Source organism: Hydrogenophaga sp. 70-12 (assembly GCF_001897365.1).
Classification (GTDB): Bacteria; Pseudomonadota; Gammaproteobacteria; order Burkholderiales; family Burkholderiaceae_C; genus Hydrogenophaga; species Hydrogenophaga borbori.
This window is the reverse complement of the sequence record NZ_MKSS01000219.1, coordinates 1-13,292: the sequence shown is the minus strand read 5'-3', so window position 1 is coordinate 13,292 and position 13,292 is coordinate 1. Positions and strand designations below refer to the sequence as shown.

Annotated in this window: 12 protein-coding genes; 9 read left to right on the top strand and 3 right to left on the bottom strand. The window is 69.5% G+C overall.

Annotated features, from left to right (window positions below):
* The 3 genes from maiA to BGO22_RS12925 all read right to left on the bottom strand — a co-directional run.
* Nucleotides 1-527 (bottom strand): maleylacetoacetate isomerase (gene maiA, locus BGO22_RS12935; protein ID WP_286851173.1); only part of this gene is annotated, 527 nt, incomplete at its 3' end.
* Between the two features lie 42 nt (nt 528-569).
* A complete protein-coding gene (locus BGO22_RS12930; protein WP_070397682.1) occupies nt 570-1,676 on the bottom strand; it encodes an alkene reductase in 1,107 nt (368 codons plus the stop codon).
* Between the two features lie 141 nt (nt 1,677-1,817).
* A complete protein-coding gene (locus BGO22_RS12925) occupies nt 1,818-2,537 on the bottom strand; it encodes a GntR family transcriptional regulator (RefSeq protein WP_070397681.1) in 720 nt (239 codons plus the stop codon).
* 77 nt (nt 2,538-2,614) lie between these two features.
* Between BGO22_RS12925 and BGO22_RS12920 the strand changes: the two genes are divergently transcribed.
* From BGO22_RS12920 to BGO22_RS12880, 9 genes are all read left to right on the top strand, one after another.
* A complete protein-coding gene (locus BGO22_RS12920) occupies nt 2,615-3,988 on the top strand; it encodes a Rieske 2Fe-2S domain-containing protein (RefSeq protein ID WP_204742756.1) in 1,374 nt (457 codons plus the stop codon).
* On the top strand, nt 3,985-5,460 hold the full coding sequence (locus BGO22_RS12915) for a glutamine synthetase family protein (RefSeq protein ID WP_070397679.1): 1,476 nt from the start codon (nt 3,985-3,987) through the stop codon (nt 5,458-5,460). The genes BGO22_RS12920 and BGO22_RS12915 overlap by 4 nt, the downstream gene beginning before the upstream one ends.
* Before the next feature lie 12 nt (nt 5,461-5,472).
* Nucleotides 5,473-5,796, top strand: coding sequence for a 2Fe-2S iron-sulfur cluster-binding protein (locus BGO22_RS12910; protein WP_070397678.1), 324 nt, complete (start codon nt 5,473-5,475; stop codon nt 5,794-5,796).
* Nucleotides 5,797-5,877: 81 nt separating this feature from the next.
* Nucleotides 5,878-6,576: a fumarylacetoacetate hydrolase family protein gene (locus tag BGO22_RS12905; protein WP_070397677.1), complete on the top strand. Its 699-nt coding sequence runs from the start codon at nt 5,878-5,880 to the stop codon at nt 6,574-6,576.
* Nucleotides 6,577-6,665: 89 nt separating this feature from the next.
* Nucleotides 6,666-7,712 (top strand): TRAP transporter substrate-binding protein, encoded by a 1,047-nt coding sequence (locus tag BGO22_RS12900; protein ID WP_070397676.1) that lies wholly within the window; start codon nt 6,666-6,668, stop codon nt 7,710-7,712.
* Between the two features lie 71 nt (nt 7,713-7,783).
* Complete coding sequence (locus tag BGO22_RS12895; RefSeq protein WP_070397675.1) at nt 7,784-8,338, top strand: NUDIX hydrolase; 555 nt, start codon at nt 7,784-7,786, stop codon at nt 8,336-8,338.
* A 3-nt stretch (nt 8,339-8,341) separates the two neighbouring features.
* Complete coding sequence (locus BGO22_RS12890; RefSeq protein ID WP_070397674.1) at nt 8,342-9,514, top strand: MFS transporter; 1,173 nt, start codon at nt 8,342-8,344, stop codon at nt 9,512-9,514.
* Nucleotides 9,515-9,667: 153 nt separating this feature from the next.
* On the top strand, nt 9,668-10,141 hold the full coding sequence (locus BGO22_RS12885) for a hypothetical protein (RefSeq protein WP_070397673.1): 474 nt from the start codon (nt 9,668-9,670) through the stop codon (nt 10,139-10,141).
* A gap of 393 nt (nt 10,142-10,534) precedes the next feature.
* Nucleotides 10,535-13,292: hypothetical protein (locus BGO22_RS12880; protein ID WP_286851166.1), on the top strand; the 2,758-nt coding region annotated here is incomplete at its 3' end.

The window sequence follows — 13,292 nt, the reverse complement described above, 5'->3', positions numbered from 1 at the left end:
CGCTGGCCATTGAAGATCTGCGGCACCAGGCAGCAGTCGGCCATGGTGGGCGTGTCGCCGTGGCAGAAGCGGCCCGAGGGTCCGGCGGCGAGCTGTTTCTCGAAGGCCTCGAGGCCGACGCGCACCCAGTGGCGGTACCAGTCGTTCTTGGGCTCCTCACCCACCTTGAGCTCGTTGACGAGGTACTTGAGCACGCGCAGGTTGTTGATGGGGTGGATCTCGCAGGCCACGATCTGCGAGAGCGCGCGCACACGCGCGCGGCCCAGGGCGTCGGTGGGCAGCAGCTTGGCGCCGGCCTGGGTCTCGTCCAGGTACTCCATGATGGCCATGGACTGCGTCAGGCGCGTGCCATCGCCGAGTTCCAGGGTGGGCACCAGGCCTTCGGGCAGTTGCTCGGACCAGGCCGCCTGCCGGTGCTCGCCGCGCGCGATGTGGATCGGCACGTACTCGTAGGGCAGGCCCTTGAGGTTGAGCGCGATGCGCACGCGGAACGAGGCCGAGGAGCGGAAGTAGTTGTAGAGCTTCATGGCCCCCGAGGATAACCCCCGGGGGCTTGCGCACCGGGGCGCTCAGGCGCCGGCCAGCGCCGGGTAGTCGGTGTAGCCCTTCTCGCCGCCGCCGTAGAAGGTGGTCCGGTCGGCGGGGTTGAACGGACCGCCCTGGCGCAGGCGCTCCACCAGGTCGGGGTTGGCGATGAAGGGCTTGCCGAACGCCACCAGGTCGGCGCCATCCTTCAGCGATTGCTCGGCCAGCGCGAGGTCGTAGCCGTTGTTGACCATCCAGGCGCCCTGTCCGCCCGCGCTGCGCCAGGCCTGGCGCAGCGCGGCGTAGTCGAAGGGCCGGTCGTCGATCTGCCGGGGGCCACCGGTGGCGCCCTCGATGACGTGCACGTAGGCCAGGCCCAGCGGGCCGAGCTCGCGCGCCACGTACTCGAAGAGCGGCTGCGGGTCGGCGTCGACGATGTCGTTGGCCGGCGTCACGGGCGACAGGCGGATGCCGGTGCGGCCCGCGCCGATGGCGCCGACGACCGCCCGCGTGACTTCCAGCAGCAGGCGCGCGCGGTTCTCGATGGCGCCGCCGTAGGCATCGTCGCGCTGGTTGGCGCCGGTCTTGAGAAACTGGTCGAGCAGGTAGCCGTTGGCGGCGTGGATCTCTACGCCGTCGAAGCCGGCCTCGATGGCGGCGAGCGCGGCGCGGCGGTAGTCGTCCACGATGCCGGGCAGTTCGTCGGTCCGCAGCGCGCGCGGCGGCGAGGTTTCCACGAAGGTCGGCACGCCGTCGACGATGAGCACGGTCTTGGTCTTGGCCGTGACGGCCGAGGGCGCCACCGGCGCGCCCTTGCCCGGCTGCAGTTCGGTGTGCGAGACGCGGCCCACATGCCAGAGCTGGGTGACGATCTTGCCGCCGGCCTGGTGCACGGCCTCGGTCACGCGCTTCCAGCCGGCGATCTGCTCGGGCGCGTACAGGCCCGGCACGTCGGCGTAGCCCTGCCCCTGGTGGCTGATGGCGGTGGCCTCGGTGATGAGCAGGCCGGCGCTGGCGCGCTGGCGGTAGTAGGTCGCCATCAGCGGCGTGGGCACGGCGCCGGGCGCGCGGTTGCGCGTGAGCGGCGCCATCACGATGCGGTTCTTGAGTGCGATGTCGCCCGCGCGGGTGGGCTCGAACAGGGTGGTCATGGGCGGTTTCTCCAGATGAAGGGGCGCGGCCCGCAGGCCGCCGACACCCGCATTCTCGGGCCGCGCCGCAAAGGGCCTACGCCCCGTACGGCCAAGCGATTGGCGCTACCCGACGCCGCCCGCGCCGGCGCGCCAACCGCCTCAGCCCACCACCAGCTTCATCAGCGGCATCACGCGCTCGCTTTCGCTGCGCCGCTCCAGCGCCAGGCGCATGTTCATCTGCGCCACCTGGGTGTGTTCCACCGCCAGGGCCTGGGCGCGGGCGCCCTCGCCGCGCTTGAGGGCGTCGAACAGCATGTGGTGCTGGCGGTGCGCGTAGAGCATCCAGTCGCGGTCCATGGCCACGGTGCCCTGCATGGGCAGCATGGCCGAGGCCGGTGCGAAGGGCAGCTTGTCGTTCAACACCACCGCGCGCTGCAGGGCGCGATTGCCGCAGGCCTGCAGGATGAGTTCGTGGAAGCGGTCGTTCATGCGCGCGTAGGCCGCGTAGCTTTCCAGCGTGAGCGGGTCATCGGCCAGCAGGCGGTCGCCTTCGTCCAGCACGGCCTGCAGGTCGTTCTGCAAGGCACGCGGTATCCCGTGTTCGGCCACCAGCCGCGCGGCCATGCCCTCCAGGTGGCCACGCACGGCGATGGCGTCGACCACCTCCTGCGCGGTGAACTGGCGCACCAGGTACTTGCCGGTCTCGTTCGCCTCGACCAGGCCTTCCTGCTCCAGCGTCACCAGCGCGGCGCGCACCGGCGTGCGCGAGGCGCCCAGGCGCTCGGCCAGCTGTTGTTCGGCCAGGCGCTGGCCGGGCTCGAACTGGCCCGACAGGATCCAGTCGCGCAACTGCATCAAAACGGTTTCTTGCAAGCTCATGGTTGAAACTGTACACTGCATTTTCAAAACGGGATACCGTTTTAGACAGAACCCCCACCCAAACCTTCCAGAGCCCCATGAAAGCTGAACTGAATCAACGCCTTACCCAAGTCGGCCCCGGCACCCCCGGCGGCAACCTGCTGCGCCGCTACTGGCAGCCCGTGGCCCTGGTCGACGAGTTCAATCCGGCGATCGATCCGGCCATGGCGGTTCGCCCGGTCAAGCCGGTGCGGGTGCTGGGCCAGAACTTCGTGCTGTTCAAGAACAGCGAGGGCCGCTTCGGCCTGCTCGACCGCGATTGTCCGCACCGCGGCGCCGACCTGGCCTACGGCCGCAACGAAGGCGACGGCCTGCGCTGCCCCTTCCACGGCTGGAAGTTCGACGTCGAGGGCCGCTGCCTGGAAACGCCCGCCGAGCCCGCCGGCAGCACGCTGTGCAAGCGCGTGACGCAGAAGAGCTATCCGCTGATCGAGCGCAGCGGCGTGCTGTTCGGCTGGTTCGGCCCCGAGGGCGTGGAGCCCCCGCCCCTGCCCGCCCTGGACTGCTTCAGCGCGCCCGACACCCACGTCTTCGCCTTCAAGGGCCTGTGGAACTGCAACTGGCTGCAATCGCTGGAGGTGGGCATCGACCCCGCGCACGCCTCGTACCTGCACCGCTTCTTCAACGACGGCTCGCTCGACGACGCCTATGGCAAGCAGTTCCGCGGCGCCAGCGCCGGCGAAGTGGACGGCGAGCGCTGGCCCATGACGCGCGTGATGCGCGAGTTCGGCCAACCCGAGATCCTGCACGAGCCCAAGCCCTGGGGCCAGCAGCTCACCGCGCTGCGCCGCCTGAACGACGAGCTCACCCACGTGCGCGTCACCAACTGCGTGTTCCCCCAGACCTTCGTGATCCCGCTGTCCGAGACGATGACGATCACGCAGATGCACGTGCCGGTGGACGACACCCACAACTACTGGTACGCCTTCTTCACCAGCTTCGACAAGGCCGTGGACAAGGACGCCATGCGCAAGCCGCGCCTGGACGCCGTGACCCTGCCCTTCTTCCAGCCCAAGATGGGCCGCCACAACGACTGGGGCTTCAACGCGAAGGAGCAGGTGGAGCGCACCTACCTAGGCATGGGCGAGGAAGACATCAATGTGCACGACCAATGGGCCTGCGAGAGCATGGGCGCCATCCAGGACCGCACGCGCGAGCACCTGGGCACCAGCGACAAGGTCATCATGGCCCACCGCCGCATGCTGCAGCAGGCCATCGACACGGTGGAGCAAGGCGGCACCGCCCCCGGCATCGCCGACGCGGCCAAGCATGGCGACATCCATGGCCCCGACACCATCGACGGCTTCGCCCCCACGGGCGACTGGGACGCCTGGTGGCGCAAAGCGGTGGACGACCGCCGCGAACGTTCGCCCTGGAGCGCGAAGGACGCGGCCACGGCGGGCGCCAAATGAGCTTCGCCGAACGCTGCGGACTCCACACCCCCGAGCGCGAAGCCGCCTGCCAGCGGCTGGAACGGCTGATCGCCGAGCGCGGCATTCAGCGCGTGCGCGTGGGTTGGTGCGACGCGCACGGCCTGCTGCGCGGCAAGACGCTGATGCCGCACGCCGCCGTGCGCGCGCTGCGCCAGGGCGTGGGCATGGTGGGTACGCTGATGCTCAAGGACACCGCCGACCGCACGGCCTGGAAGGTGTTCGAGCCCGGCGGCACGGCCGACCTGCCCGGCTTCGCCGGCGCCTCCAACCTGCTCCTGCTGCCCGACCCCGAGAGCTTCATCGAGCTGCCCTGGTCGCCCGGCACCGCCTGGCTGCGCGCCCAGCCCTGGCATGAGGACGGCCGGCCCGTGGCCTTCGACAGCCGGCGCGTGCTGCAGGCCGCGCTGGAGCGGCTGGCGCAGCGCGGCCTGGGCTTCACCACCGGACTGGAGGTGGAGTTCCACATCTACCGCCTCACCGACGCCACGCCCCAGCTCGACCCCGAACGGGCCGCCTGGCCGGGCCTGCCGCCGGCGGTGCAGATGGTGCACCCGGGCTACCAGCTGCATGGCGAGGCCATGACCGACATGGCCGAGGACGCGCTGCGCATCGTCGAGCGCACCGCGCTGGGCCTGGGGTTGCCGCTGCAGTCGCTGGAGATCGAACTCGGCCCGAGTCAGGTGGAGGCCGTGTTCGACGCCACCGACGCGCTCACCGCCGCCGACCAGATGGTGCTGCTGCGCAACGGCGTGCGCCAGGCGCTGCGCCGCGAGGGCTACCACGCCACCTTCATGTGCCGCCCGCCCTTCCCCGGCATCATGTCCAGCGGCTGGCACCTGCACCAGTCGGTGGTGGCGCTGGACGGTGGACGCAACGCCTTCATGCGCGACGCGCCCGCGCCCGGCACCGACCCGCGCGACGCCACCCACACGCTCAGCGAACTGGGCGCCGGCTGGCTGGCCGGTCTGCTGGCGCACGCGCCCGCGCTCACGCCGCTGTGTACCCCCACCGTCAACGGCTTCGGCCGCTTCCGCCCGAACGCGCTGGCGCCGCAGGCCATCCTGTGGGGCCGCGACAACCGCGGCGCCATGCTGCGCGTGGTGGGCGGCGCGGGCGACGGGGCGACGCGCATCGAGAACCGCCTGGGCGAGCCGGCGGCCAACCCCTACGTCTGCATGGCCGGCCAGATCCACGCCGGCCTGGACGGCGTCGACCAGCGACTGGCCGCGCCCCAGGGCACCGAGGCACCCTACGCCGAAGGCAGCCAGCGCATCCCCAACAACCTGGGCGACGCCCTGGCCGCGCTGCGCGCGGACGCCGCCATGGTCAAGGGCCTGGGCGAGACCGTGGTGAACCACTTCTGCCGCATCAAGCAGAGCGAACTGGAGCGCCACGCCGCCGCCGAGGACAAGACCGACTTCGAACGCCGCGAGTACTTCTCGCGCTACTGAACCCCACGCACCATGATCAAGATCCGAATCATCAACGCCGACCAGAGCGAGACCGAGCTCAGCGGCGCGCCCGGCAGCAGCCTCATGAAGGTGGCCGTGGACGCTGGCGTCAGCGGCATCGCGGCCGACTGCGGCGGCACCCTCACCTGCGCCACCTGCCACGTCTACGTCGACCCCGCCTGGGCCGACAAGCTGCCGGCGCCAGCCACCGACGAGAGCGACATGCTCGACTTCGCCGCCGCGCCGGTGCGGCCCGAAAGCCGCCTGTCCTGCCAGATCGTGCTGACGCCCGAACTGGACGGCCTGGTGGTCACGCTGCCGGCCAACCAGTATTGAAGTGGCACACTCGGGGGTCTTGAGCGCCTTCGGCCGACCGAAGGCGCTCGCACCGCAGCGCATTGCGCGGAGGTTTATTCAGTGCCCGCCTACGTCATCCCCCCGCCCCCCACCGTCTCCGTGCCCGTGGTCGGGCGCGCCGAGCGCTTCCCGGTCCACCGCATCTACTGCGTGGGCCGCAACTATGAGGAACACGCCAAGGAGATGGGCTTCACCGGCCGCGAGCCGCCCTTCTTCTTCCTCAAGCCGGCCGATGCCATCGTGGTGGCCGACGCCGGCCAGACGGCCAGCCTCCCCTACCCGTCCCTGACCCAGAACCTGCACCACGAGATCGAGCTCGTGGCCGCCATCGGCACCGGCGGCAGGAACATCAAGGCCGCCGACGCGCTGAGGCACGTCTTCGGCTACGCCGTGGGCCTGGACATGACCCGGCGCGACCTGCAGGGCGAGATGAAGAAGCAGGGCCGCCCCTGGTGCATCGGCAAGGCCTACGACCAGTCGGCCCCCATCGGCCCCATCACCCCGGCCGCCCAGGCCGGCGACATCGCCAACGCCGCCATCTGGCTGCAGGTCAACGGCGCCGACCGCCAGCGCAGCAACGTCAGCAAGCTGATCTGGAACCTGGCCGAGACCATCGAACACCTCTCCGCCGCCTGGGAACTGCAGCCCGGCGATCTCATCTACACCGGCACCCCCGAGGGCGTGAACGCCGTCGTCAGCGGCGACACCCTGCACGGCGCGGTCGACGGCCTGGTGCCCATCACGGTCAAGATCGCCTGAAAACCGCCGATCTTGGGGTTTGACCTCTGATACAGGGGCACACCCACGGTTTAAGCTTGAACCAGTTCACCAACCCCGGAGACCCTTCCATGATCCAGCGCAGAACCCTGCTCCAGTCCGGCGCGGCCATCGCCCTCGGCGCCCCGGCCCTCACCGGCTTCGCCCAGCAAAGCGTCACGCTCAAGTTCCACACCTTCATGGCGCCCCAGTCCAACGTGTGGCTCAACATGCACAAGGCCTGGATGGACAAGGTCGAGAAGGACTCCGGCGGACGCATCAAGTTCGAGGCCTACCCTGCCATGACGCTGGGCGGCTCGCCGGTGCAGCTGTACGACCAGGCGCGCGACGGCGTGGTCGACGTCGTCTGGACCCTGCCGGGCAACACCCCGGGCCGCTTCCCCCGCATCGAGGTCTTCGAGCTGCCGTTCATGATGAACAACGCCGAGGCCACCTCCAAGGCCTACTGGGAGTACGTGCAGACGGTGGCGCAGGACGAGTTCAAGGAAACCCAGCCCATCGCCCTGCAGGTGCACGGCCCCGGCATGTTCCACATGCGCAACAAGCTGGTGAAGACCGCCGACGACCTGCGCGGCTCCAAGGTGCGCGGCCCCACCCGCCAGATCACCAAGATGCTGGGCCTGCTGGGCGCCACGCCCGTGGGCATGCCGCTGCCGCAGATTCCCGATTCCCTCTCCAAGGGCGTAATCGACGGCTGCGTGATCCCCTGGGAGGTGGTGCCTTCGGTGAAGGTGCACGAACTCACCAAGTTCCACAGCGAGTTCGCCCCGGCTGGCGGCGCGCTGTACACCACCACCTTCGTGATGGCCATGAACAAGGCCAAGTACAACAGCCTGGCGCCCGATCTCAAGGCCGTGATCGACAAGAACTCGGGCATCGAGACCTCGGGCTGGCTCGGCAAGACCCAGCAGGCCGGCGACGCCGCCGGCCGCAAGGCGGCGGCCGACCTGGGCAACACCATCTACCAGATTCCCGCCGCCGACGCGCAGGAGTTCAAGCGCAAGGCCCGCCTGGTGGAAGTGGAGTGGATGCAGGACATGGACAAGCGCGGCTTCGACGGCAAGAAGCTGTTCGAGACCGCCAAGGCCCTGATCGAGAAGCACGGCAAAAAGGCGTAAGCCGCCCGCTTGCCTGACCAGCCGGGGACATCCCCGGCTTTTTTTTGCGTTCCGCCCACTACACTGCCCCGATGCTGCGTCCGCCCGCCAAGTTCTGCCGCCACTGCGGCACCGCTGTGCAGATGCGCCTGCCCGACGACGGCGACACGCGCGAGCGCGCGGTCTGCCCGGCCTGCGGCACGGTGCACTACGACAACCCGCTCAACGTGGTGGGCACCGTGCCCGCCTGGGGCGCCGAAGGGGACCGGGTGCTGCTGTGCAAGCGCAACATCGAGCCGCGCTGGGGCAAGTGGACCCTGCCCGCCGGCTTCATGGAGCTCGGTGAGACCACCGCCGAGGGCGCGCTGCGCGAAACCGACGAAGAGGCCGGCGCGCAGATCGAGCTGGGCGAGCTCTTCACCCTCATGAACGTGCCGCGCGTGGGACAGGTGCACCTGTTCTACCGCGCGCGGCTGCTCAGCGAGCGCTTCAACCCCGGGCACGAAACCATCGAGGCCCGGCTGTTCCGCGAAGACGAGATCCCCTGGGACGAGATCGCCTTTCGCACCGTGCGCGAAACGCTGCAGTGCTACTTCGCCGACCGCCGCCAGGGCCGCTTCGGCTTCCACACCATCGACATCGTGTGAGGCATGGCCAGCAACACGCCGCTCGTGTTGCGCCTGGGGACGGCCCAGACCCTGGCCTGGGCCTCCAGCTACTACCTGCCGGCCATCCTGGCCCGGCCCATGGCCGAGGGCGCGGGCGTGTCCGAGGGCATGGTGTGGACGGCGTTCTCGGCGGCGCTGCTGCTGTCGGCCGGCATCGGCCCGTTCGCCGGCCGCGCCATCGACCGCTTCGGCGGGCGGCCGGTGCTGGTCGCCAGCAACCTGGTCTTCGCCGCCGGCCTGGGCCTGCTGTCGCTGGCCGATGGGCCGGCGCTGCTGTTCGCCGGCTGGCTGCTCATTGGCGTGGCGATGGGCGGGGGCCTGTACGAAGCGGCCTTCTCGGCGCTGGTGCGCCTGCAAGGTGAGGCCGCGCGCGACGCCATCACCGGCATCACCCTGCTCGCGGGCCTGGCCAGCACGCTGGGCTGGCCCCTGTCGGGCTGGATGGAGGCGCAGTGGGGCTGGCGTGGAGCCTGCCTGGGCTGGGCGGCGCTGCATCTGCTGCTGGGCCTGCCGCTCAACGCCCGCCTGCCGCGCGCGGTGGCCTTGCCTCCCCCCCGGCCCCATGGCGACGGCCAGGAGACGGGAGCGCCGCCGCGCGCGCCCCGCCACGTGGCCTGGGTACTGGCCTACGTGTTCGCCGCCACCTGGTTCGTGAGCACCGCGCTGGCCTCGCACCTGCCGGCCATGCTCATGGCCAGCGGCCTCAGCCTGGCCGGCGCACTGGCGGTGGGCGCGCTGGTGGGGCCGGCGCAGGTGGCCGGCCGCCTGCTCGAATTCGGCGGGCTGCGGCGCTTTCACCCGCTCGTCTCGGCGCGTGTGGCCGCCGCCATGCACCCCGCGGGCGTGCTGGTGTGGATGGCGGCCGGCGCGGTGGCCGCGCCGGTGTTCGCCGTGCTGCACGGCCTGGGCAACGGCATCCTCACCATCGCCAAGGGCACGCTGCCGCTGGTCTATTTCGGCCCGGTGGGCTATGGCCGCCGGCAGGGCTGGATCGTCGCGCCCTCGCGGGTGGCCCAGGCCTTCGCGCCGCTGCTGTTCGGCGCGCTGGTGGAGCGCTGGGGCGCGCAGGCGCTGTGGGTGTCGGGGGCGCTGGTGGCGAGCGCGCTGCTGTGCCTGCTGTGGCTGCGCTCCGCGCCGGTCGACCGTAGGACCTAAGGGTTCGCCCTGTCATTCCAAGGCGGGGGCGTCGACCGACCAACACCGTTTGGCGACCAGTCGTAGGCCCCAATGCCCAGGCCGCCATGTCACCGGAACATGAGCTCATGACTTCGTCACCCATGCAGCATCGTGGGGATCAAAGGAGTCAGCATGGACGAACCGGATCTGTCGACCTGGTTGCAGGATTGGCGATACGCCGCGCGCAGCGAACCAGCGCTCGGCATACACAGCCTGGATCCGATCGTCGTGTCGATCGACGACGACAACTGGGTCACCTTGTCGGCCACGGCGTCGCCCGACATGCTGCGCCTGGACATGCTGCTCGACGCGGACCTGCCCGACGAGGCCATTCCCTGGCTGGTCCGCCAGATCCTGCACTGGACCTTCGACCACCCCTACGCCGAAACCGCCCTGCAGTTCGCCCTCGCGCCCGACGCGACGCTCCTGGCCTACACCCACCTGCGCGTATCGCCCGAAGACGAAGCGCCAACGGTGATGGAGAGCATCCACACCGCCCTCGACCAAGCGGAGGACGCCTGGGGCCAGATCCTGGTCGACGCGCTGCTCAAGGCCCATCTGGAAGAGCGCGTCCCGGCCGGCGAACCCTCCGCACTCGCCGCCTGAGGGCGCCACCCCATCACCCAACGCCCTCTCGAACGCATCGACATGAAGCCTTGGACGACGCGACAGCCCTACGAACGGCACCACCATTCATGGTCGACGTCAGACCCGAGCACCCCGCGCCAGCGATCGGGAAGCGCCTCGTCCGACGAATCGTCGGAGGAACTCACCGTTCCCCTGCTCGGACAACGGGCGGCGAAGCACATCGCCCAGGCGCATGTCGATCGGTCCCGCCGTCCCCCCAGGGGGAGTGGCAGCTTCGGTGCGATTCAGCCGTCGGGCGATGCCATGCCCGTGCACACCCCACTGGCGCTGCCTGCGCTGCCAGACGCCCCCGGCATGGCCACCCCCCAGTCTCTGGTGCCTTGGGCACCCCAGCCACGGCTCCCTGGGGCGATGGCGGCGGAGATCACGCAGAACCAGCGCCACCGCGTGGCATTGACGGTGCACAACAAGAGCGTGGTCTATGGGCTGTGGGCGCTCACGGCGATCGGCCAGGTGATCCTGGCCAGCGTGAGCGCGGGCGCGGGCGTGGGCGGTCAGGCCTCTCCGGCGCCCGCCTTCCTCAGGAGTTTTTTCTCCTTCTACGACGGCTTCATCGTCAACAGCGACCACCGCTACGCCGACCGCGACTACAAAAAAGTGCGGGGCCTGCTCGAACAGGCCCTGGAGGATTGGCGAACCATGGCCCGGCAGGTGAACGGGCAGCCACTGGACGAAGCCTCCGAGCAACTGCTGGCCGCGACCCGCTACGCCGTGACGCTGCTTGCCGAAGTGTTGAGCGGCATCGAATCGACCTTCCTCACCATCCCCCAGGCCCGACTGTTGAAAACGCACCGCGACCTGTCCCTGGCCGCTGAAGACAAGTGGCTGGAACGCCAGCGACTGCCCGATACGGTTCTCAACGCCTCCCCAAGGGCGGCGCTGGACCAGGAGATGCGCGAGCTACTGAAGCAGCTCGATGCCTTGCCACACCTGCGCCACCCGCCCGTGACGCGCCGCGACCTCAAGGACCTGCAGCTGGAGGTCCGCCGAGGGGGCCGTCGGATTCGCCGTCTGGAAAAGACGGCACCCCTCGATCCCCATTTGGCGACCCTGCGCGCTGAGCAGGCCGATCGGCAGAACCGACTCGACCGGCTGCGCCCTTTCTTCAGCCGAGGCCGGGGCATCGCCCTGTTGGGGAACCCCCGCGATTTGGGGCCGCGGCAATTGGTGGAGATGCGCGATTGGGAGATCAACAAAATCACCGTGCCCGCCTCGGTGGCCTCCACGCTCGCCAACCTGATCGTGTCGAACCTGCACCTGGGCGCCCTCGCGTCACAAGGAATGGGCATTGCCGGCGCCCTGCTCGGCCTGGCGCTGACCCCGATCAGCTTCCGGTTCGCCGAACTCGACATGGAGGTCGCCAAGCGCGAGCGCCGGAGCACCGCCGACGGCATCCGCGGGGTATTCAGGCAACTGGCCGACGCGGTCGGCCTCAAGAATGACCTGGTCGGTGAATCCTCCCAGGCCACCATCGGCAGGTACCTGGTTGACAACCAGATCACCACCTTGCGTGGCGAGTTCAAGGCGCACAAACAAACCCAGTGGTACACGGGCATTCGCGCGCTCAGGGCGCAGTTCGTGTTCCTGCTGACCACGCCGGTGGCGGCCATCGCCCTGGGCGGCACGGCCCTTGCCCTGATCATCGTGGCCAACGTGGCCACGGCCGGCCTCGTGAGCGTGGTGGCCCTGGGCATCACTGCCGCGGTGCTGGCGCCCTTCTATGCCAGCATCTGGCACCGGCTGCGCAAAGCCAAGCAGGCCAAGGACGCAGACAAGCAACAGCTGCGCATCGAGCAGCACCTGCAAAAGGTGCTGGGCACGGACTACACCCAGTGGATCTACACGCTGTCCCAGGCAGAGTTCGATCGGCGCATGCAAGTGGCCAGGCAGAGCGCGCCCAAGGGCTTGCGCCAGGGGCTGGAACGCCAGGCCTTGCTCAAGCACAACAAGTTCGTCGCCATCGAGTGGCTCTCGCGCGATCTGCTGGGCGCCGCGCGACAGGCCGCCCTCAAGGGCGAGGCCGTGCGCGAGAGCTTCGCGGCGCAGATGCTGCGCAAGATGGGCCTGTGCGATGACGATGTCGACTACCTGCGGACCTGCCTCCCGCTCTGCGCGAATGAGCAGCACTACCTCGGCGTGTGCCGCAGCACCATCGCCGCCAAGGTGTACAAGACCCGGCACTTTCGGTCCGATCGCCTCCCGTTCCACAAACCGGCGGCCTCCGTCGAGAACACCCACCAGGCGCTGCTGGCCCTGCTGAACGATCCTGCCCATGCCGGCCTGCGGCAGGACCTGATCGCCGCGACCTCGCGCGATGCGCTGCATCCCTGGGGGGCCGCCACCACCCAAAAACGCCTGAACCGCGAGGAGCGCTTGGCCCGGTTCAGGGCCGCGCTGCTGGAAAGGAACATCGATCTGGACGACCTCGAGCGGTTCAGAACCAAGCGCACCGCCTTTCACATGGACGTGTCCGAACAGGTGACGACGACGGCGGCAACGGCGACGACGACCACCACCACGACAACAACGACGACCACAAGGGTCATGGGCCACAAGCTCCAGTGGCTGCTGGAGGTGCTGATCGACCCCAGCGAGCACGTCCCGTCCCCGCGCCATCTGCAGCCCCTGGCCCAGGCACCCAAGGTCCAGGCGCCGTTGATGGGCCACGACGTGCTGGTCGGCGCCATTCAGGAAGTCGGCCACACCAAACTGAAACCCTGGTTGGTCAAAGAACTGGAGGGCCCCAGCTTCCGCACGCCCAACCCCATGGGCACGGCGGGGCAGTTTCTGAAGCGGATCGATCAGCGCCCTGAGCTGATCGACGAGGTACTGAACGCCCTGAAGGCGTGGAAGCTGCGCAAATTGAGCGAACTGCCCGGCAAGCCCACCGCGCCCCCGGGATTCAACAGCCTGGACGACTGGTTGCTCGCGGCTTTGCAGGAACGCATCGACCACTCCCAGACGCTCAGCGATGGCATGGAGGCCGGCCTGGCCGCCGGGCACAAGCAGCGGGGAAAGCGGCTTTTCCGCCACCTGTCCGACGGCCGCCTGGCGGCCATGGCCTGCGCACGGCGCCAGGAGGCCCTGATGAACGGAATGGCCACGCCCC